The sequence below is a fragment of the Pseudomonas migulae genome, from assembly GCF_043225285.1.
Taxonomy (GTDB): domain Bacteria; phylum Pseudomonadota; class Gammaproteobacteria; order Pseudomonadales; family Pseudomonadaceae; genus Aquipseudomonas; species Aquipseudomonas migulae_C.
In genome coordinates this window covers 4,944,533-4,961,597 of the sequence record NZ_CP171224.1, presented here as the reverse complement: position 1 = coordinate 4,961,597, position 17,065 = coordinate 4,944,533, and the positions used below count along the sequence as shown (strand labels likewise).

Below are 17,065 nucleotides of genomic sequence, written 5' to 3'. Positions count from 1 at the left end.
CGGTACTCCTGCCTGGTCTCTTTTTATTGTTCAGCGCGTCAACACACGGGCGTGGCGAGCCTGCCAGCCGAGCCGGACGCTCATGCCAATTGCAAAATGAGCGAATTCGAACTGCGAGGACGGCACCCGCACGATCAGCGCCTTGTCGCTGAGCGCGGTCTGCACATGCAGGTTGGTGTCGAGGCCGTGATAGGCGATTTCGACGATGTGGCCGCTCACCTGATTGGCGCAGCTCTCCTCCTCCGCCGCCAACACCTGCAGGCGCTCGGGGCGGACGACGACCGCGACCTTTTGCCCCGGCACCAGCGGCGTGTCGGTCTCGACCGCCAGTTCCTGACCGTTGACCCGCACCGTGCTCGCCCCCGAGCGCACGCCCTCGAACAGATTGCTGACGCCGATGAAATTGGCGACGAACCGGCTGTTGGGGTTTTCGTAAAGTTCGGTGGGGCTGCCGCACTGGCAGACCTTGCCGCCGTCGAGCACCGCCATGCGGTCCGACATCACCAGCGCTTCTTCCTGGTCGTGGGTGACGATGATGAAGGTGATGCCGCTTTCGAGTTGCAGGCGCTTGAGTTCGAGCTGCATCTTTTCCCGGAGCTTTTTGTCGAGCGCGCCCAAGGGTTCGTCGAGCAGCAACACCCGCGGGCGTTTGACCAGTGCCCGCGCCAGGGCAACGCGCTGGCGCTGCCCACCGGAAAGCTGATCGGGCTTGCGCTCGGCCAGTTCGCCGAGCTGCGCGGTGTTCAGCACGTCATCGACCCGACGGCGGATTTCCGCTTCGGGCAAGCGCTCCATCTCCAGGCCGTAAGCGATGTTCTTGCGCACGGTCATGTTGGGAAACAGCGCATAGGACTGGAACATCAGGTTCAACGGGCGTTTGTTGGCCGGCAGCGGCGAGATGTCTTTGCCGTCCAGGTAAATGCAACCGGCGCTGGGGGTTTCGAAACCGGCGAGCATGCGCAACAGCGTGGTCTTGCCGCAGCCGGAAGGGCCGAGCAGCGCGAAGAACTCGTTCTCGCGGATGTTCAGCGACACCTCGTCGACCGCCAGGCCGTTGCCATAAGACTTGCTGACCTTGTCCAGGATCAGTACCGCAGATGAATTATTCATGGGTGCGAGGAGCCTTGTTGAGACGCTGCGAAGCCAGCAGCGCGGTGATGCTGACCAGCATCACCAGCGTCGCCAGGGCATTGATTTCCGGGGTGACGCCGAAGCGGATCATGGCGTAGATCTGCATCGGCAACGTGGTGGAAGCCTGGCCGGAACCGGAGTTGAAAAAGGCGATGATGAATTCGTCCACCGACAGCGTGAACGAGAGCAATCCGCCCGCCAGCACGCCGGGGAAAATCGCCGGCAACAGCACCCGGCGGAAGGTGGTGAACCAGCTCGCGCCGAGATCGATCGAGGCTTCGAGAATCGAATAGTCGAAATGCTTGAGCCGCGTGCGCACCACCGCGCAGACGAAGGCGATGTTGAACACGGCGTGGCTGATGATGATCGAGTGCAGGCCAAGCCCGACCTTGAGCAGGTTGAAGAAGCTCAACAGCGCGATCGCCAGGACGATGTCGGGAATGATCATCGGCGCCATCAGCAGGGTGTCGACCACCTGCCCCTTTTCGCTGCCCTTGCGGCGCAACTCGATGCCGAGGGCGAGGAAGGTTCCGAGCACACAGGCAATGAAGGTTGCCGACAACGCGACGATCAGGGTGTTGAGGGCCGCCGACAAAATCGCCGAGTTGTGCGCCAGCGCCACGTACCACTTCAGCGAGACGCCGCCCCAGGCGGTCGGCAATCCGGATTTGTTGAACGACAGCAGGATCAAAACCAGGATCGGCACATACAGGAAGGCATACACCAAACCCAAATGCGTGCTGAGCACGGTGCCGCCGATAGAGCGAGGCTGGCTCATGCGCGGCCTCCTTCTGCACGACGGGCCACCAGGGCCTGGATGAACAACAGGATCAGCATGATCGCGATCAGGAAAAAGCTCAGCGCCGCACCGAACGGCCAGTCCCGCGCCGTGAGGAATTGCGCGTAGATCAGGTTGCCGACCATCTGCACCTGCTTGCCGCCCAACAGGTCGGCGGTGATGAAGTTGCCGATGCTCAGGACGAAGACAAATACCGCGCCGGCCGCGACGCCGGGCACGCTCAGCGGCAGGATGATCCGGCGGAAGGTCATCCAGCCCGAGGCGCCGAGGTCTTTCGAGGCGTCCCAGAGTTCGTTGTTGATGCGCGACAGCGAGGAGAAGATCGCCAGGATCACAAACGGGATGTAGTTGTAGACCAGGCCCAGTACCACCGACGCTTCGGTGTACAGCAGGTTGATCGGATCGCCGCTGTAACCGAACAACTGCAGCATCCGGTTGATCAGACCTTCGCGATTGAGCAGGACAATCCAGGCATAGGTGCGGATCAGGTAGTTGCTCCAGAATGGCAGCATCACCAGGAACAGAAACACCGCTTGATGACGCCGAGGCGCGCGGGCAATGGCGTATGCGGCCGGGTAGCCGATCAGCACGGCGAACAGTGTCGCCAGCCCGGCGATCTTGGCTGACTTGAGCAGGATGCCGAGGTACAGCGGATCGAACGCACGCTGGTAGTTTTCCCAGGTGAACAGCCAATCGATACCACCGTAGGCACCGCGTTCGACGAAGCTGTAGACCAGCACCAACAGACACGGCACCACCAGAAAGATCAGCAGCCAGCCAAAGCCGGGCGCAAGAAGCCAGGCCGACAGACGCCTGTCAGCATGCAAAGCACTCATTACCCATATCCTCCCGCCCCGGAACAGAGGCGGCTTGCGAGCGTGGCGAGGCATGCCGGGCATGCCTCGTATCGTTGCGGCTTACGTGTTCAAGGCTTAGTTCTGCGCCGCCATGATTTCGGTGACAGCCCGGGTGTAGGCCTTTTGCGTAGTGCCGCCCAGGTCGCGCAATTGCTCCATCTTCAACAACTCGCTCGGGGCGATTGTCAGGTTGGGGTATTGCTTGAGCAGGTCAGCGGACAAACCGGCCATTGCGGCCTGGTTGGGGACTTTGTAGAGGATGTTTTCCGCGACCCAGACGTGGTTTTCCTTGGCGAGCATGAAGTTGACGAACTTGAACGCCTGCTCCTGATGCTTCGAACTTTTCAGCACGACCATGGTGTCCACCCACAGGTCGGAACCTTCCTTCGGCACGACAAACTTGATCGCCGCGTTGGCCTGGGTGCCGTAGTTGCACCAGCCATCCCAGGCATGCGCCATCAGCGATTCGCCGGAAGCGAGCTTGGAATAGAACGTGGTGTCGTCGAAGGCGAGGATGCGTTTCTTGGTGGCGATCAGCTGATCGCGTACCGCAGCGATGTGGCTGGTGTCGTTGTCGTTGACCGACCAGCCCTTGGCCAGGAACCCGGCGCCGAGCATCCAGCGGTCGGTGGCGAGCATGGTCACTTTGCCTTTGAGCGCATCGCTCGGGTTGAGCAACTCGTTCCAGCTGGTCGGCGCCGGAGTGACCTTGTCGGAGCGGTAGCAGATCCCGGTCGTGCCCCAGGTGTAGGGCACCGAGAAATGGTTGCCCTTGTCGTATTCGAGCTGGGTGGCTTCGGGGTAGAGGTTTTTCAGGTTGGGGACTTTGACCGGATCGATGTCGGCCAGCAGGCCTTGCTTGTGCAGGACTTCGGCGAAGGGAGAGGAGACAAACACCACGTCATAGCCTTCCCCGCCAGATGCCATGAGCTTGCCCATGATTTCTTCGTTGGTCGCGTGCAACGCCTTGTCGACGTCGACGCCGCTGGCGGCCTTGAACTTGTCCAGCGCATCCGGGGCCATGTATCCGTCCCAGATGGAAATCACCATGTCTTTTGCACTTGCGGCCTGTGAAGCGATCGCCAGGGAGGCGGTCAATCCCAGACACATAAGGCCTTTCAGCTTTCTCATAATACTCACCCGACGATTGTTTATTTTTTTGTGTTCGAAGGCAGTACGGCAAAAAGAGAAACGATTGCATGTGTTTTTTTTTAGAAATTAGGACCAGCATGGAAGTATGTCAACGGTTTTTTTGCGCCTGACGGTTTTACGGTGCATGACATAAGATGAGCACCTGAGTCGCAGCGACCAACAGAGATAAGACGCTTGAGCACAACACCCGAGAAAAAACCCCGCACCAATCACCTGGAACTCGCCCGGCGGATCCTGGAGCACACCCAGGAAACCGGACTGGTGGCCGGTGATCCGGTGGCCGAGCAAGCATTGGCGCGGACCTTTCAGGTATCACGCACGCTGATTCGTGGCGCCCTGAAAGTCCTGCTGGAAGAAAACCTGTTGAGCCACGAAGCCGGCAAAGGCTATCGATTGCTCGCCGCACCGGACGGCCAGGCGTTCAACGCCGCGCTGCCACAAGCCGAGGAAGAAGAACTGGCGACCTCGGTCCTGCGCGACCGCATGGCCGGACGTCTCGGCGACAGCATCAGCATCAGCGAGCTGATGCGCCGCTACGACATCGGCCGCCCCGCCGCGCAAAAAGCCCTGCTGCAACTCAGCGAAAGCCAGGCGATCGAGCGCGGCCCCGGCCAGTCCTGGCTGTTTCGCCCGTCGCTGAACAGCCTCGCCGCCCTCGAAGAAAGCCTCAAGTTCCGCCTGATCCTCGAACCGGAAGCCTTGCTCAGCCCGCACTTCAACGCCGATCCGCAGCGCCTGGCATTGCTGCGCAGCGCCATGCAAACCTTGCTGTCCAGGCCGGTCGAAGACTTCGACATCCAGCAGTTTCGCGAGCTGGACATCAGCTTTCATGAACTGATTGGCCAGAGCTGCGGCAACCGTTTTATCGGTGATGCCTTGCTCCAGCATCAGAGCCTGCGGCGCCTGCCGAATCTGCTGCCGACCGTCAGCGTGCACCGCCTGCAGGAAGCCCTGCGCGAGCACCTGCAAATCATTGCGCACATCGAGCGCGGCCAACTGGAGATCGCCGCCGACCTGCTGCGCCTGCACCTGCGATTGAGCGCCGCCCAGCGCCCGCAAACCGCCAATCGCGGGATTCCCCAGGGTCATTTGTTCGGGCGTCGCTAAGCCCCTCAAAAAACATGATGATTTTTTTTATAAAATAAGACAGCATCCAGTCATCTCAGGCAGGGCGGGCTTTACCCGCCATGGACTTTCTTCGCCATGCACACACACAAACTGATCGCCTTGTTTCCGGAAGCCAGTTTCGGCGCGGCCTTGAACTGCATTGGTATCGCCCAGTCACTGCGTGAGCTGGGAGCAAAACCGGTCTTTATCTGCCACGAACATTTTCAGGGGCTCTTCGCCGAATACGGCTTCGACGAGTACCCGATTCCACAAGCCAGCCCGTTGTCGGCAGCGGAACACCAGCATTACTGGGAGCGCTTTATCGAGCGCAACATTCCCTACTTCGACCAGACGCCTTTGGCGCAGATTGACAGCTACGTGGCGCCGGCCTGGGAAGCGATCATCGACACCGCGATCGAAGCGGAAAAGCCGCTGCAGCAGTTGCTCGGCCGCTTGAAACCGGACGTCATCGTCCTCGACAACGTGGTCATGTTCCCCGCCATCGCCAACGCGGGATGCCCGTGGGTGCGCATGGTGTCCTGCGCGGAAACCGAACTGCCGGATCCTGCGGTGCCGCCTTACCTGTCGGGCTGCCTGGCCGGCGATACCGAGGCCCGCGAACGCTTTGTCGAGCATTATCAAAAAGCGGTCGCACCGGCCCATGAGCGCTTTTCGCAGTTTCTTGCGAGCAACGGCACCGCGCCCTGCCCGCCCGGCCAGTTCCTTGGCGATTCGCCGTGGCTCAACCTGCTGCTGTCACCGACGCCGGTGCGTTACGAGCGCCAGCCGCCGCTGGATCCGCAGCGTTACGTGTACCTCGACGGTTGCGTGCGGCGCGAGGCGCCTTACATCGTTCCCGGCTTTCCGCGGCACAACGATGCGCCGCTGATCTACATCAGTTTCGGTAGCCTCGGAGCTGCCGACACCGACATGATCAAGCGCCTGATCAGCACCATCGAACCGTTGCCCTACCGCTTCCTCATCAACGTCGGTGCCTATCGCGACACCTACACCACCGTCCCGGACAACGTGTACCTGGACAGCTGGTTTCCACAGCCGGCCGTGCTCAAGGAATGCCAGTTGTTCATCCACCACGGCGGCAACAACAGCTTCTGCGAAGCGCTGTACTTCGGCTTGCCGTCGCTGATCATTCCTTACTGCTGGGACGGCCACGACAACGCCGCCCGCGCCGAGGAAGTCGGCGTCGGCCGCTACCTGCCACGCTTTGCCAATCCACTGGCCGCCCTGCCCGCCGCTCTTGAGCAGCTGTTGGCCGATCACGGGATGAAACAACGGCTGCAAGCGTTCAGTAAAACCATGCAGGCGACCCGCGGCACTGACATCGCGGCGCGGGCGATCATGGCGCTGCCCGACGCATAAGAACCCCAGTAGGAGCCAGCTTGCTGGCGATCGCGGAGTGCCAGCCAACCAACTCGTCGCCTGAACCACCGCTATCGCCAGCAAGCCGGCTCCTACAGTTTGATCTGCGTCGGGCGCATATCCTGCGCTGAACAACATTCCCGTGTAGGAGCCAGCTTGCTGGCGATCGCGGAGTGTCAGCCAACCATGCCTTCGCCTGTGCCACCGCGATCGCCGGCAAGCCGGCTCCTACAGTTGATCATCGTCGGGCGCATATCCCGCGCTCAACCACATTCCCGTGTAGAAGCCGGCTTGCTGGCGATCGCGGAGTGTCAGTCAACCAAGCATTCGCCTGTGCCACCGCGATCGCCGGCAAGCCGGCTCCTACAGTTTGATTGCCGTCGGGCGCGAATCCTGCGTTGTTTGGAACGCCCAACCGGCTCCCTGCAACGCGCGGCCCAGGGCGGAAACATCGTCCTCGCTTCTCTCCTCGAACGGCGGCATGTACGCCAACGGATCCGCCAGCGTCGAGGCCTGCCCGAGAAAGCCTTGCGACGCCGCGTGCAGGCAATACGCACTGTACGCCGGGTTGTAACCGCCCTCCTGAACAATCAACAGCCGCCCCTCACAGTGCTCGTCGGCAAACCGCCGAGCCCGCTGTGCAAGGCGATTGAAGCCGTTCATGGTCAGCAGCTGCCGGCCATTCGGGTCGAACTGCGAAGCGTCGAGGCCATTGGCGATGATCAACAGTTGCGGCGCAAATGCCGCCAGCGCCGGCTCGACAAACCGCTCGAACGCCAGCTCATACGCCAGGTCGCCCGACCCCATCGGCAACGGAATATTCAGGTTGCTGCCAACCCCCGCGCCTCTGCCCCGCTCGTCCACGCCACCGGTCTGAGGATGACTGGCGCCCCAGGCGCCGTGATCCATGTGCATCGACACCGTGAGCACCGACGGGTCCTCGTAAAATCCCTCCTGGGTGCCATTGCCGTGATGCACATCCCAGTCGACGATGGCGACCCGCTCGATGCCGGCCGCCTGAGCAGCCCGCGCCGCCACGGCAACGTTGTTGAAAAAGCAGTAACCGTCCGCCATGTCGGGCGCCGCGTGGTGCCCAGGCGGGCGCACCAAAGCCATGGCAGGACGGCGTTCGCGCAGCGTTTGCTCAAGCGCCGCGAGACTGGTCCCGGCAGCGGCAAGCAGGCCAGCCAAACCGCCGGCATTGATCAACGTGGTACTGCTGAATCGCCGTCCCTGCTGATCCGCCGACTGAATGCTTCGCCAGTAATCCTCCGTGTGAAAACGCAACAACTCCTCCCGCGTCGCATGCCGGCCGGTGTGCCAGAGCAGATTCGCGGCCACGGGACCATTACGCAAAATCGCCCGCATGTTGACCAGCCGCGGGCTGCTTTCCGGGTGCTGGGTCTGCGTTTCCAGAAGGTCACTCGGCGGCGCCTCGAACACCCCGTAACCGGTGTCGTGGCGCAGCACATCGTCATGCCAGAAAACGTCCATCAATCCAGACATAAGGTGCTCCTCAATCGATGATCGTCAGCTCGGGTGGAATCTCCGACAGGCTGCGCGAACCGTCCGCCTCGCACAGCACCGTGTCGCCCAGCTTGAGCCCGAAGCCTTCGGAATACAGCGACAGGTTTGGCTCGATGGAAAACGACATGTTCGGCTGGAACACATGGTCGTCGGCCTCATCGACCATCATTGCTTCAAGCCAGGTCGGTGGATACGCCAACCCGAGGCTGTAGCCGATGCGGTGCACGCGGGTCCGCGACAGGTCGATGCGATCAAGGATTTTGTTGCACACCCGATTGGCCTCACCGACCGGCGTGCCCGGCTTCGCGACGTCGATGGCAGCGTTGAACGCTTCCGTCAGCAGGGTCGACACCTCACGCACCCGCGCCGTCGGTTTGCCGATGACGGCGGTGCGCATCAGGATCGCGTGATAGCGGTTGCACACGCCGGCGTGCTCGAGAATCACCACGTCACCCGGGCTGATCGTGATGCGATGCGGCATGGCGTGGGTCATGGTGCTGCGGCGCCCGGTGGCGCACATCGGGCTGATCGCCGAATACTCGCTGCCCGCCTCGCCCAACGCCTTGGAGACGATCCCGGAAATCTCCACCTCGGACATGCCCGGACGCAGCGCCTCGAACGCGGCGCGCATGCCGTAGTCCGCCATCCGCGCGGCACTGCGCTGGTACTCGATTTCTTCCGCGGTCTTGATCAGGCGCTCCTCGGCCACCACCACCGAAGCGTCCTCGAAATGCGCGTTCGGCATGTGCCGCAACAGCGTGGTGTATTGCAGAGGACTGAAGGTCGAGGCCTGCATTTCCAGGCCGATACGACCCTGGCTCAGGCCTAGCTCTTCAAGTGAATCGGCGACGATGCGCAGCGGGTCCTGCTTGGCGATGTCGTAGAAAATCCCCTCTTCCATGCTCGACAACTCGTAGGTGCAAGGCTCCTCGCTGGTGCGGGTCAGGAAGATCGGGTTGGCCAGTTTCGGCGAAATGATCAGCGCCTGATACCAGAGGAAGCCGAGGCTGTCGAAACCGGTCAGGTAGTTGATGTTGTCCGGGTAATTGACCACCAGAGCGTCCAGGCCACGTTCGCTCATTCGACGTTTTACCGCTTCGATACGTTGACGATAAGTGCGCAGGGGAAATGCAGTCATCATGAGGTATCCCTCCTTAGGGAAAAGGTGCACGGGTAAAAATGAAATATCAGGGGATTGCGGGTCGGCTAGCGACCCGGTGAATCAGCGTTTCTGTCGTGCCGGTACAGGCGCACCAACAGCACGATCAGGGTGATGAAGATCATCAGGGTGGAGACGGCCGCGATGGCCGGGTCCAGGTTGTAGCGCAGGCCGTCCCATATCCGTTTGGGCAGCGTGATGACGTTGAGTCCGCTGGTGAACAAGGTGACCACCACCTCCTCCCAGGACATGATGAATGCCATGAAAAAGCTGCCCGCCATGCCCACACGCACGTTCGGCATCAGCACCTGGCGAATGGTCATCCACAACCCCGCGCCCAGTGAGCGAGAGGCCTTGTAGAGGCTGGTCTCAAGCCGGCTGTAAGCCACCAGCATGGCGATCAGCGAGTACGGCAGTGCCATCATCAAATGACCGAAACCCACGCCCAGCAAAGTATCGAGCTGCTGGACCTTCGCCCCGAGGTAGTAGATGGACATGGCGGACACCACCTGCGGCACGATCATCGGCAGCAACACCACGGTGGTCAGCGCGACGCGGTAGCGCGGCTCCAGCCAGATACCGGTGGCGAACAGGAACGCGAGCGCGGTACTGACCACACCGACCGCCACCGCCAGCCCGAGGCTTTGCAGGATCGAACTCAGCCACGCGCCGTTGAGCAGTTCGAGGTAATGCCGCAATGACCACGCACCGTCCGGAAAGGCCAGGTAGCGCTGATCACCAAAAGACAGCGGCACAATCACCAGGATCGGCAGCAGCAGGAACAATGCCGCCAGCAGCAGACCGGCGAACGACAGCAGCTTCGCCAGATCGGGACGCGGCTTGAAGCGGGTGGCGGCAGGCGTTTGCGCAGCCAGCCGAGTCACTGTAGGCACCGTGCTCATGCGGTTCTCCCGGTAAAACGTCCAAAGCCCACCAGTTTGCCGAACACCACCGCGCAAACCGCGACCATCAACATCAGGACAATGCTCAGCGCAGCGCCCAGACCCCAGTTGGATAACTGGAACATCTGGATGTAGATGCTCTCCGCCAACATCGCCGCTTTGCCGCCACCCAACAGGGCCGGCGTCACGAAACAGCCAAGGCTGAACACGAACACCGTCGCCGAGGCCGCCGCCACACCGGGCAAGGTCAGGGGCAGGAACACGTCCTTCAACGTGGCCCAGCGCCCGGCGCCCAGACTGCTCGCCGCCCTCAACAGGCCGTCATCGATCTGGCGCATGGAGGACAGCAACGGCAGCACCGCGTACGGCACCATGAAATGCACCATGCCGATCAACGCCCCGAGCTCGTTGCGTACCAGCGCCAGTGGCTCGTCGACGACCCCCAAAGTCAGCAGGCTCTGGTTGACCAGGCCATCGTTGCGCAACAACACCAGCCAGGCGAACGCCCGAATCAGCATCGACAGCCAGAACGGCAACAGCACGAACAACTCGATGAACTGCCGGCCCCGGCCCGACGCGAAGCGCCAGCGATAGGCGATCAGGTAAGCGATGGCGACGCTGATCAGCGTCGTCAGCAGGCAGATCCGCAGCGTGCGCCAGATGACCGTGTGAATCGTCGCGCTGTCGATGATGGTCGCGTAATGCTGGACCCCGGGTTGCGGCAGGCTGAGGCTCCAGCCCAGTACGCCCAGCGTCGGCAGCAGGTAACCGATGAGAATGATCACCGGCAGCGGCAGAATCAGCAGCGCGTAGATGCGCAACGTGCCTTGGGAACCGATTCGCATATCAGCCCCCGATCAAGGCCAGGTAACGCTCGAGCGTTTCACCGTAGTGATCGGCGTACCAGAGGTTGTTCATCGACACTTGCTTGCGCAGGTTGTCCGGCGCGGTGGGGTTGATCCGCTGCAGCTCAGGCGAGAGCAACGCGTTCACCTTCTCGTCCACCGGCCCCATGTTGTAGACCTCCATCAGCTTGGCCTGCACTTCCGGGCGCAACGCGTAGGCAATGAATTTCATGGCGTTGGCGGCGCCGGCCGGATTGCTCTTGGGCACCATCCACACTGACGGCGCGACGATGGCGTTGTCGAAGGTCCAGTCGATCGCGCCACCGGTGTCGTGTTTGACCAGCTCGGCGCGGGTGTGCCACATCTGGCCCATCGTCGCCTCGCCGTCTCGCAGCAGTTGTTGCGACTCGGCGCCGGTCGACCAGTGCGTGACCACGTGCGGCATCAACTCTTCGATTTTGCGCAGTGCGCGATCGACGTCCAGCGGGTAGAGCTTGTCGGGTTCGACGCCATCGGCCAGCAAAGCGCACTCGAGATTCGCGCTCATCCATTTGTAGAGTGTGCGTTTGCCGGGGTACTTCTTGACGTCCCAGAAATCCGCCCAGCTTTTTGGCGGGTTCTTGCCGAAGCGTTTCGCGTCGTACCCGATCACGTAGCTGTAGGTGTAATTCGCCAGGCCGAATTCATGGATGTCGCCGTAGCCGATCAACGACTTGTCGACAATCGAGTAGTCGATCGGCGCCAGCACGCCTTCTTTGCCGAGGCGGTAGGAGGAATACATTTCACCGTCGCACACGTCCCAGCGCACGGCGCCGCTGTTGACCTGGGTTTTCACCGCGCCTTCGGTGGGACCGCTGCCATCGATCTTCAATTTGAGGCCGCTGGCGGCGGCGAAATCCAGGTAGCTTTTCTCAAAGGCCGGGACCGCATCACCGCCCCAGTTGGACACCACCAGCGAACCGCCCTCGGCGAAGGCGCTGCGCAGCGGACCCAGCCCGGCCATCGCGGCCGCGACCATCAGGGCCTGGTTGAAACTGCGACGGCTGAGCGTGCCGGCCTCGAGTTTTTCCCGGGCGATGTCCACTGTGTCGTCGATAAAGCGCTGTTTGTCTTTCATCCTCGGTACCCCATGAAGTGGTTGTGGGCAGGTGATCGAACCAGTTTTTATTAGGTGTGTTGCTTGATTGTTTTTCTTAGGCGGAAATCAGGTGGCCATGGTGTTTTGACCAGGCGCACCAATACGGCTGGCCGCGCTCCAGACTGTTTAACATCGGGTGGCTGACCGGAATGCGCAGCGCCATCGGTTGCGCATTTTCCAGGCGCATATCGAGGCTGACGTGGGTGCCCAGGTAGGTCAGTTTTTCCATGCGGGCCACTACGCCGTTACCGGCACCCGCCTGGGCGAACGGCTGCAGGTCGACATGTTCGGGACGGATCGCCAGCCAGCTCTGCCCGAGATGACTCGGGACCACGTTGTCAGCACTCTGGGTGACTGCAAGCGAATGGCCGTGGTAATCGCACATCAGGGTGTCGTCCTGGCGGAAGATGCCTTGTACGCCGAGCAGGTTCATGTCGCCGAGGAAGTTGGCGACAAAGCGGCTCGCCGGGCGCTCATAGACTTCCTGGGGCGTCCCCAGTTGCTCCAGCCGACCATGATTGAACACCGCGACCCGATCGGAGAGCGCCAGCGCTTCTTCCTGGTCGTGGGTGACGAATACGAAAGTGGTGCCGAACTCTTTGTGCATGCGCGCCAGTTCGACCTGCATTTCCTGGCGCAAACGCCGGTCAAGGGCCGACAGCGGCTCATCCAGCAGCAACAGGGACGGCTCGAACACCAGCGCCCGGGCGAGCGCCACCCGTTGTTGCTGGCCGCCGGACAACTGCTTGATACCGCGCTGGCCTTTGCCCGCCAGGCCGACCCGTTCCAGCATCTGCCCGACTTTTTCCTTGATCTGCGCGGCAGGCACTTTGCGCACCTTGAGCGGGTAAGCGATGTTCTGCTCCACGGTCATGTGCGGGAACAACGCATAGCCCTGGAACACCACGCCAAAGTCACGCTGATCGGCCGGCAGATGGGTGATGTCCTGACCGTTGCGCTCGATGCGGCCCTCGGTCGGTTGCTCGAAGCCGGCCAGCATCATCAGGGTGGTACTTTTCCCGGAGCCGGACGGCCCGAGCAAGGTGAGGAATTCACCGCGTTTGATATGCAGGGTCAGGTCGCTCAGCGCACGGGTTTCGCCATAGGACTTGCCCAGTCGTAACAGGTCGACAAAATGCTCATGCGGAACCGACATTCGAAACCCCTCGCCTGGAACTGGTTGGATTGCTAACGCGTGCTGCCATCTTCAGGACAAATCAGATTGACATCAAATGATTTGTTTTCTAGGTTTCATGTGAATTTAACTAACCGAAAAGAAGTCAATCATGGCTCTGAAAGCGACGCGCCGACTGCCCTCCCTGATCGCCTTGCGCGCCTTCGATGCACTCGTCCGGCAAGGCAGCACCGGTGGCGCGGCGCTGGAATTGCACGTCACCCACAGCGCCATCAGCCATCAGATCAAGAAGCTCGAAGAAGAACTGGAAGTCGCGCTGGTGGAGCGCCAGGGCAAAGGTGTACACCTGACCTCCGCCGGCAGAAAACTCAGCCAGCTGGTCAACGGCGCATTCGAGCAACTGCGCGACATTCAAACCGCCCTGCCCACCTCGACGCCTTCCGGCAGCTTGCGCATCGCCTGCGCCCCGGCGCTGCTGGCGCGCATTTCGAAGATTCTCGATCGTTTCCTCAGGGATTACCCGGACGTGTCGCTGTACATGTTGCCGCTCGATCAGCCCCACCAGAACGCCGACATGGTGATCTCGTTCGGCGACAGCGAAGTCGAAGGCCAGCGCATCGCGGCACTGGGCGACATCATGTACTTCCCGGTGTGCAGCCCGCGCCTGCTCAACGGCAGCGAGCCGTTGCGCAAACCCCGCGACCTGGAGCGACAGATGCTGTTGCACGAGGATGAAGGTTACGACTGGAGCCGCTACTTCCTGGCGGCAGGCATTCCCAGCCTGCAGGGCCGGCAGAACATCTACCTGCCGAACGCCTCGCTGACCATCGATGCGGCGATTGCCGGCACCGGGGTCACCATCAGCGACCATATTCTGGCGGGCGAGCAGTTGGCACAGGGCACCTTGATCCGTCTGTTCGACATCGAATTTCCAGCCCCGCACCCCTACTTCATCATCATGCCGCCGCGCGGCGCTAATGACCTGGCCAAAGCCTTTTCGGACTGGCTGATGCGGGAGCTGGAAATGATTGCGCGGGTCGACTGAGGCCTCAGCCCCGGAGAATCACGAACACCTTGCGCACCGGCGTGAGGTTCTCCCAGGTGCCCTTGAAGCCGGCGGCGACCACGAACGTGGCGCCGGCCTCGAACTCCTGGCTGACGCCATGGCTGTCGGTCAGGCGCACACGGCCTTCGAGCAAATGACAGAGTTCGTCGTAGTCGCATTCACAGCGTTCCAAGTGCTCCGGCGCTTCCCAGATGCCGGCGGTGGCTTTTTTCTGCGGCTCGACAAAGTGCCGCCAGCTTCGGCTGCGATACGGCGTGTCGACCAGCGCCGGATCGCTGGTTTCCAGCTCGACAACCGGCAAATCTGGATTGGCGAAGTCGATGATGTGTTCGGGTTTACTCATGGTCGTGCTTACTCCAGTTCAAGAATCAAAACCGATGCCCAGCGCATCAAACCCTTTGAGCAGCCAGTCGCGGTGCCCGGTGAGGTCTTCGCGGGCCAGTGAACGCTGCGCCAGCGACACCCCGGCATAGCGCAAGGGCTCGGGTGGAAACGGGAAAGGCGCGGTCGAGGTCATCGCCAGCTGCGTGCGTTCGGTCGATTTACCTTCGAGCAAGTCGAGCATCGTCAACGCAGCGAAACGGCTAGCAGAAACACCTTGCCCGGTAAAACCTTGGGCGTAGGCAACGCGGCCGTCAGACGAGGTGCCGCAGAACATCGTGGTGCGCGCGGACGTATCGATGATGCCGCCCCAGGCATGACTGAACGTGACGTCCGCCAACGCCGGGAACGCTGATTGAAATTGCCGGGCCAGGGTCGCGAAGCTTTCCGGACGTTGCGTCAACGCCTCATCGCGGCGGCTTCCGTAGTGATAGATGGCGTCGTAGCCACCCCAGAGAATGCGGTTGTCCTCGGTCTTGCGCAGGTAATGAAACTGGTTGCCGCTGTCGGCAATGCCGTAGCGCCCAACCCAGCCGATGGCGCGCAACTGATCATCGTCGAGCGGCCGGGTCGCCAACGCGTAGTCGTAAATCGGAATGACCTTGGACTTCAGCGAGCCCAGCAGCGGCGGCGCAATGTTGGTGCCGAGGGCGACTTTCGCGGCCCTTACGGTTCCCAGACCAGCATCGAGAACCTGATGAACACCGTCCTGGCGCAAGGCGCTGACCGGCGAATGCTCGAACAGCTGAACGCCCAGCGCCAGGCATACGCGACGCAATTCCGCGACCATCTTCACCGGGTTCAGCAACGCATAGTTGGGCTCGAAAACACCGGCGACATAGTCCGGCGAGTCGAGGTACGACTTGAGGGAATCGCCTTCGAGGTATTCGCAATCGATACCGAAGCGTGCGTAATTGCGCTGCATCGACCTCAGCCCTTCCACCTGCCAGGGCTGACTCGCGACGTTCAATTTCCCCGAGCGCTCAAACGCTGCATCCATGCCATAGCGCTGCAAATCCTCCTCGAAGGCCACGAGGTTTTCCCGGCCGAGTCGCACCAGTTGCTCCGCTTCTTTCGGCCAACGCTTGAGCGCATTGGACACCCCGTGAGAAATGCTCGGCGCGCAGAACCCGCCGTTGCGCCCGCTGGCTTCGCCGCCGCACTGACCGGCTTCAAGCACCACAATCGCTGCCTCAGGCCAGCGCTGACGCGCCATCAACGCCGTCCACAGCCCGACAAACCCGCCGCCCACAATTGCGATATCACACAGCACTTCGCCGGTGAGCCTTGGCGCAGCGGGCGCGGTGATCCGTGTTTCCTGCCAGACAGGATAAGGCCGGGCGTCAGCCAGGGACTGGTTCGCGGTGTGAAGTGTCATGGGTGCAGGCTCCGAAAAAATCATGGGCTGACGCTAAAGCAATGACCGGCGCTTTCACAGGCACAACGGCGCGGCAAACCTCGCAGCGGACACGGGCGGAAAAGCCCGGCTTCTGGAATACTCCGGACTGCCCCCTTCAACTGCACCCTGGAGCGCGTCGTGGAAGCACTCGATTTACACACCACCCCCACCTTCCAGGCGGACCCTTCGAGCGTGCAGACCCATGAAGTCGCCGTGCGTTACCACCAGGCGTGGAAACGCCGCGACCTCGATGGTGTGATGGCGCTGTATCACCCGGCAGTCGAGTACAACGATTTCTTCCAGAACCGCACCCTCGACTACTCGCAACTGCGTGATTACCTCGGGGCAACCATGCCGACGGGATCGGAGGAATTGCAGACCTACACCGATCGCCTGCGCATCGACGGCGACACCGCATTCCTGCAATACCGCGTGACGCTCAATGGCAGCGACGGCCTGGTGTCATTCCGCACGGTCGAAGCGCTGACGATGCAGAACGGCCTGATCATCAAGGTCAACGAACATGCGGTGCTGGTGAGCCAGACGCCTGCCACCACTCGCCCGGCATACAGCGCCAATGCGGTCAGCCGATTGGGGTTGTCGGCCCGTCAGGTGGGGGCACTGGCCAATGATTTGCAGCAGTACTTCGAGCAATCGAAACCTTATCTTGATCCGCAACTGGACCTGTCCCATGTCGCGGTAGCGACGGGGTATACGCGCAATCAGATTTCGTTCTTCTTGAATCAGGTTCGGGGGCAGACGTTCTATGGGTTTCTCAATCAGCTGCGGCTGGATGAGGCGCTGGAGCGGTTGAATGCAGAACGGCATTCGTCGCGGATCGAAGAGATTGCGGGGGCGGCGGGGTTTAATTCGTTGTCGACGTTTTATCGGTGTTTCAAGGAGCGGACGGGGTGTTCGCCGAAGGTTTATTTGCAACGGCTCGGCGAGTGACTCGCCCATCAGGAACGTCCCTGATGAACGACTTACTGTAGGAGCGAGCCTGCTCGCGATGGACTCGAGAGCGCTACGTTTAGTCAGCAAAACTCGCGGCATCGTTAACGACTATCGCGAGCAGGCTCGCTCCTAC

General features: G+C 61.5%; 16 protein-coding genes. 4 read left to right on the top strand and 12 right to left on the bottom strand.

Annotated elements, in window-relative coordinates; genetic code table 11:
• Window positions 1-30: 30 nt before the first annotated feature.
• From ACF6ZU_RS22760 to ACF6ZU_RS22745, 4 genes are all read right to left on the bottom strand, one after another.
• Window positions 31-1,110: an ABC transporter ATP-binding protein gene (locus tag ACF6ZU_RS22760; RefSeq protein WP_392887190.1), complete on the bottom strand. Its 1,080-nt coding sequence runs from the start codon at window positions 1,108-1,110 to the stop codon at window positions 31-33.
• Window positions 1,103-1,909: an ABC transporter permease gene (locus ACF6ZU_RS22755; RefSeq protein ID WP_392887188.1), complete on the bottom strand. Its 807-nt coding sequence runs from the start codon at window positions 1,907-1,909 to the stop codon at window positions 1,103-1,105. Before ACF6ZU_RS22755 ends, ACF6ZU_RS22760 begins: the two co-directional genes overlap by 8 nt.
• Window positions 1,906-2,766 carry an ABC transporter permease gene (locus ACF6ZU_RS22750; RefSeq protein WP_392887186.1) on the bottom strand — a complete coding sequence of 287 codons (861 nt, stop codon included), beginning with the start codon at window positions 2,764-2,766 and terminating at the stop codon, window positions 1,906-1,908. Before ACF6ZU_RS22750 ends, ACF6ZU_RS22755 begins: the two co-directional genes overlap by 4 nt.
• 96 nt (window positions 2,767-2,862) lie before the next feature.
• Entirely contained in the window at window positions 2,863-3,837 is a 975-nt protein-coding gene (locus ACF6ZU_RS22745) for a spermidine/putrescine ABC transporter substrate-binding protein (RefSeq protein ID WP_392887184.1), read from the bottom strand.
• A gap of 276 nt (window positions 3,838-4,113) precedes the next feature.
• On the opposite strand from ACF6ZU_RS22745, the gene ACF6ZU_RS22740 reads away from it, so the two are divergent.
• Both ACF6ZU_RS22740 and ACF6ZU_RS22735 read left to right on the top strand, forming a co-directional pair.
• Complete coding sequence (locus tag ACF6ZU_RS22740) at window positions 4,114-5,046, top strand: FCD domain-containing protein (protein WP_392887182.1); 933 nt, start codon at window positions 4,114-4,116, stop codon at window positions 5,044-5,046.
• A gap of 96 nt (window positions 5,047-5,142) precedes the next feature.
• Window positions 5,143-6,426, top strand: a complete 1,284-nt coding sequence (locus tag ACF6ZU_RS22735) for a nucleotide disphospho-sugar-binding domain-containing protein (RefSeq protein ID WP_392887181.1) — start codon at window positions 5,143-5,145, stop codon at window positions 6,424-6,426.
• Window positions 6,427-6,789: 363 nt separating this feature from the next.
• On the opposite strand, the gene ACF6ZU_RS22730 is transcribed toward ACF6ZU_RS22735, so the two are convergent.
• The 6 genes from ACF6ZU_RS22730 to ACF6ZU_RS22705 form a co-directional block, all read right to left on the bottom strand.
• Window positions 6,790-7,932: a hypothetical protein gene (locus ACF6ZU_RS22730; protein WP_392887179.1), complete on the bottom strand. Its 1,143-nt coding sequence runs from the start codon at window positions 7,930-7,932 to the stop codon at window positions 6,790-6,792.
• A 10-nt stretch (window positions 7,933-7,942) separates the two neighbouring features.
• Window positions 7,943-9,094 carry a M24 family metallopeptidase gene (locus ACF6ZU_RS22725; protein WP_392887178.1) on the bottom strand — a complete coding sequence of 384 codons (1,152 nt, stop codon included), beginning with the start codon at window positions 9,092-9,094 and terminating at the stop codon, window positions 7,943-7,945.
• 65 nt (window positions 9,095-9,159) lie between these two features.
• Complete coding sequence (locus tag ACF6ZU_RS22720; protein ID WP_392887177.1) at window positions 9,160-10,014, bottom strand: ABC transporter permease; 855 nt, start codon at window positions 10,012-10,014, stop codon at window positions 9,160-9,162.
• Window positions 10,011-10,859 (bottom strand): ABC transporter permease, encoded by an 849-nt coding sequence (locus ACF6ZU_RS22715; protein WP_392887176.1) that lies wholly within the window; start codon window positions 10,857-10,859, stop codon window positions 10,011-10,013. Before ACF6ZU_RS22715 ends, ACF6ZU_RS22720 begins: the two co-directional genes overlap by 4 nt.
• Before the next feature lies 1 nt (window position 10,860).
• Complete coding sequence (locus ACF6ZU_RS22710) at window positions 10,861-11,976, bottom strand: ABC transporter substrate-binding protein (RefSeq protein WP_392887175.1); 1,116 nt, start codon at window positions 11,974-11,976, stop codon at window positions 10,861-10,863.
• A 76-nt stretch (window positions 11,977-12,052) separates the two neighbouring features.
• Window positions 12,053-13,153 carry an ABC transporter ATP-binding protein gene (locus tag ACF6ZU_RS22705; RefSeq protein ID WP_392887173.1) on the bottom strand — a complete coding sequence of 367 codons (1,101 nt, stop codon included), beginning with the start codon at window positions 13,151-13,153 and terminating at the stop codon, window positions 12,053-12,055.
• A gap of 130 nt (window positions 13,154-13,283) precedes the next feature.
• On the opposite strand from ACF6ZU_RS22705, the gene ACF6ZU_RS22700 reads away from it, so the two are divergent.
• Window positions 13,284-14,177: a LysR substrate-binding domain-containing protein gene (locus tag ACF6ZU_RS22700; protein ID WP_392887171.1), complete on the top strand. Its 894-nt coding sequence runs from the start codon at window positions 13,284-13,286 to the stop codon at window positions 14,175-14,177.
• Between the two features lie 4 nt (window positions 14,178-14,181).
• Here ACF6ZU_RS22700 and ACF6ZU_RS22695 read toward each other — a convergent pair whose 3' ends face one another.
• Both ACF6ZU_RS22695 and ACF6ZU_RS22690 read right to left on the bottom strand, forming a co-directional pair.
• Window positions 14,182-14,541 carry a cupin domain-containing protein gene (locus ACF6ZU_RS22695; RefSeq protein ID WP_392887170.1) on the bottom strand — a complete coding sequence of 120 codons (360 nt, stop codon included), beginning with the start codon at window positions 14,539-14,541 and terminating at the stop codon, window positions 14,182-14,184.
• Window positions 14,542-14,559: 18 nt separating this feature from the next.
• Complete coding sequence (locus ACF6ZU_RS22690; RefSeq protein ID WP_392887169.1) at window positions 14,560-15,957, bottom strand: NAD(P)/FAD-dependent oxidoreductase; 1,398 nt, start codon at window positions 15,955-15,957, stop codon at window positions 14,560-14,562.
• Window positions 15,958-16,116: 159 nt separating this feature from the next.
• On the opposite strand from ACF6ZU_RS22690, the gene ACF6ZU_RS22685 reads away from it, so the two are divergent.
• Window positions 16,117-16,929, top strand: a complete 813-nt coding sequence (locus ACF6ZU_RS22685; protein ID WP_392887167.1) for a helix-turn-helix domain-containing protein — start codon at window positions 16,117-16,119, stop codon at window positions 16,927-16,929.
• Window positions 16,930-17,065: the final 136 nt, after the last annotated feature.

Excerpts from the sequence above, each read along its gene's own strand:
- ACF6ZU_RS22760 (WP_392887190.1), bottom strand. The coding sequence starts at position 1,110 with ATGAATAATTCATCTGCGGTACTGATCCTGGACAAGGTCAGCAAGTCT.
- ACF6ZU_RS22755 (WP_392887188.1), bottom strand. The coding sequence starts at position 1,909 with ATGAGCCAGCCTCGCTCTATCGGCGGCACCGTGCTCAGCACGCATTTG.
- ACF6ZU_RS22750 (WP_392887186.1), bottom strand. The coding sequence starts at position 2,766 with ATGAGTGCTTTGCATGCTGACAGGCGTCTGTCGGCCTGGCTTCTTGCG.
- ACF6ZU_RS22745 (WP_392887184.1), bottom strand. The coding sequence starts at position 3,837 with ATGGTGATTTCCATCTGGGACGGATACATGGCCCCGGATGCGCTGGAC.
- ACF6ZU_RS22735 (WP_392887181.1), top strand. The coding sequence starts at position 5,143 with ATGCACACACACAAACTGATCGCCTTGTTTCCGGAAGCCAGTTTCGGC.
- ACF6ZU_RS22730 (WP_392887179.1), bottom strand. The coding sequence starts at position 7,932 with ATGTCTGGATTGATGGACGTTTTCTGGCATGACGATGTGCTGCGCCAC.
- ACF6ZU_RS22725 (WP_392887178.1), bottom strand. The coding sequence starts at position 9,094 with ATGATGACTGCATTTCCCCTGCGCACTTATCGTCAACGTATCGAAGCG.
- ACF6ZU_RS22720 (WP_392887177.1), bottom strand. The coding sequence starts at position 10,014 with ATGAGCACGGTGCCTACAGTGACTCGGCTGGCTGCGCAAACGCCTGCC.
- ACF6ZU_RS22715 (WP_392887176.1), bottom strand. The coding sequence starts at position 10,859 with ATGCGAATCGGTTCCCAAGGCACGTTGCGCATCTACGCGCTGCTGATT.
- ACF6ZU_RS22710 (WP_392887175.1), bottom strand. The coding sequence starts at position 11,976 with ATGAAAGACAAACAGCGCTTTATCGACGACACAGTGGACATCGCCCGG.
- ACF6ZU_RS22705 (WP_392887173.1), bottom strand. The coding sequence starts at position 13,153 with ATGTCGGTTCCGCATGAGCATTTTGTCGACCTGTTACGACTGGGCAAG.
- ACF6ZU_RS22700 (WP_392887171.1), top strand. The coding sequence starts at position 13,284 with ATGGCTCTGAAAGCGACGCGCCGACTGCCCTCCCTGATCGCCTTGCGC.
- ACF6ZU_RS22695 (WP_392887170.1), bottom strand. The coding sequence starts at position 14,541 with ATGAGTAAACCCGAACACATCATCGACTTCGCCAATCCAGATTTGCCG.
- ACF6ZU_RS22690 (WP_392887169.1), bottom strand. The coding sequence starts at position 15,957 with ATGACACTTCACACCGCGAACCAGTCCCTGGCTGACGCCCGGCCTTAT.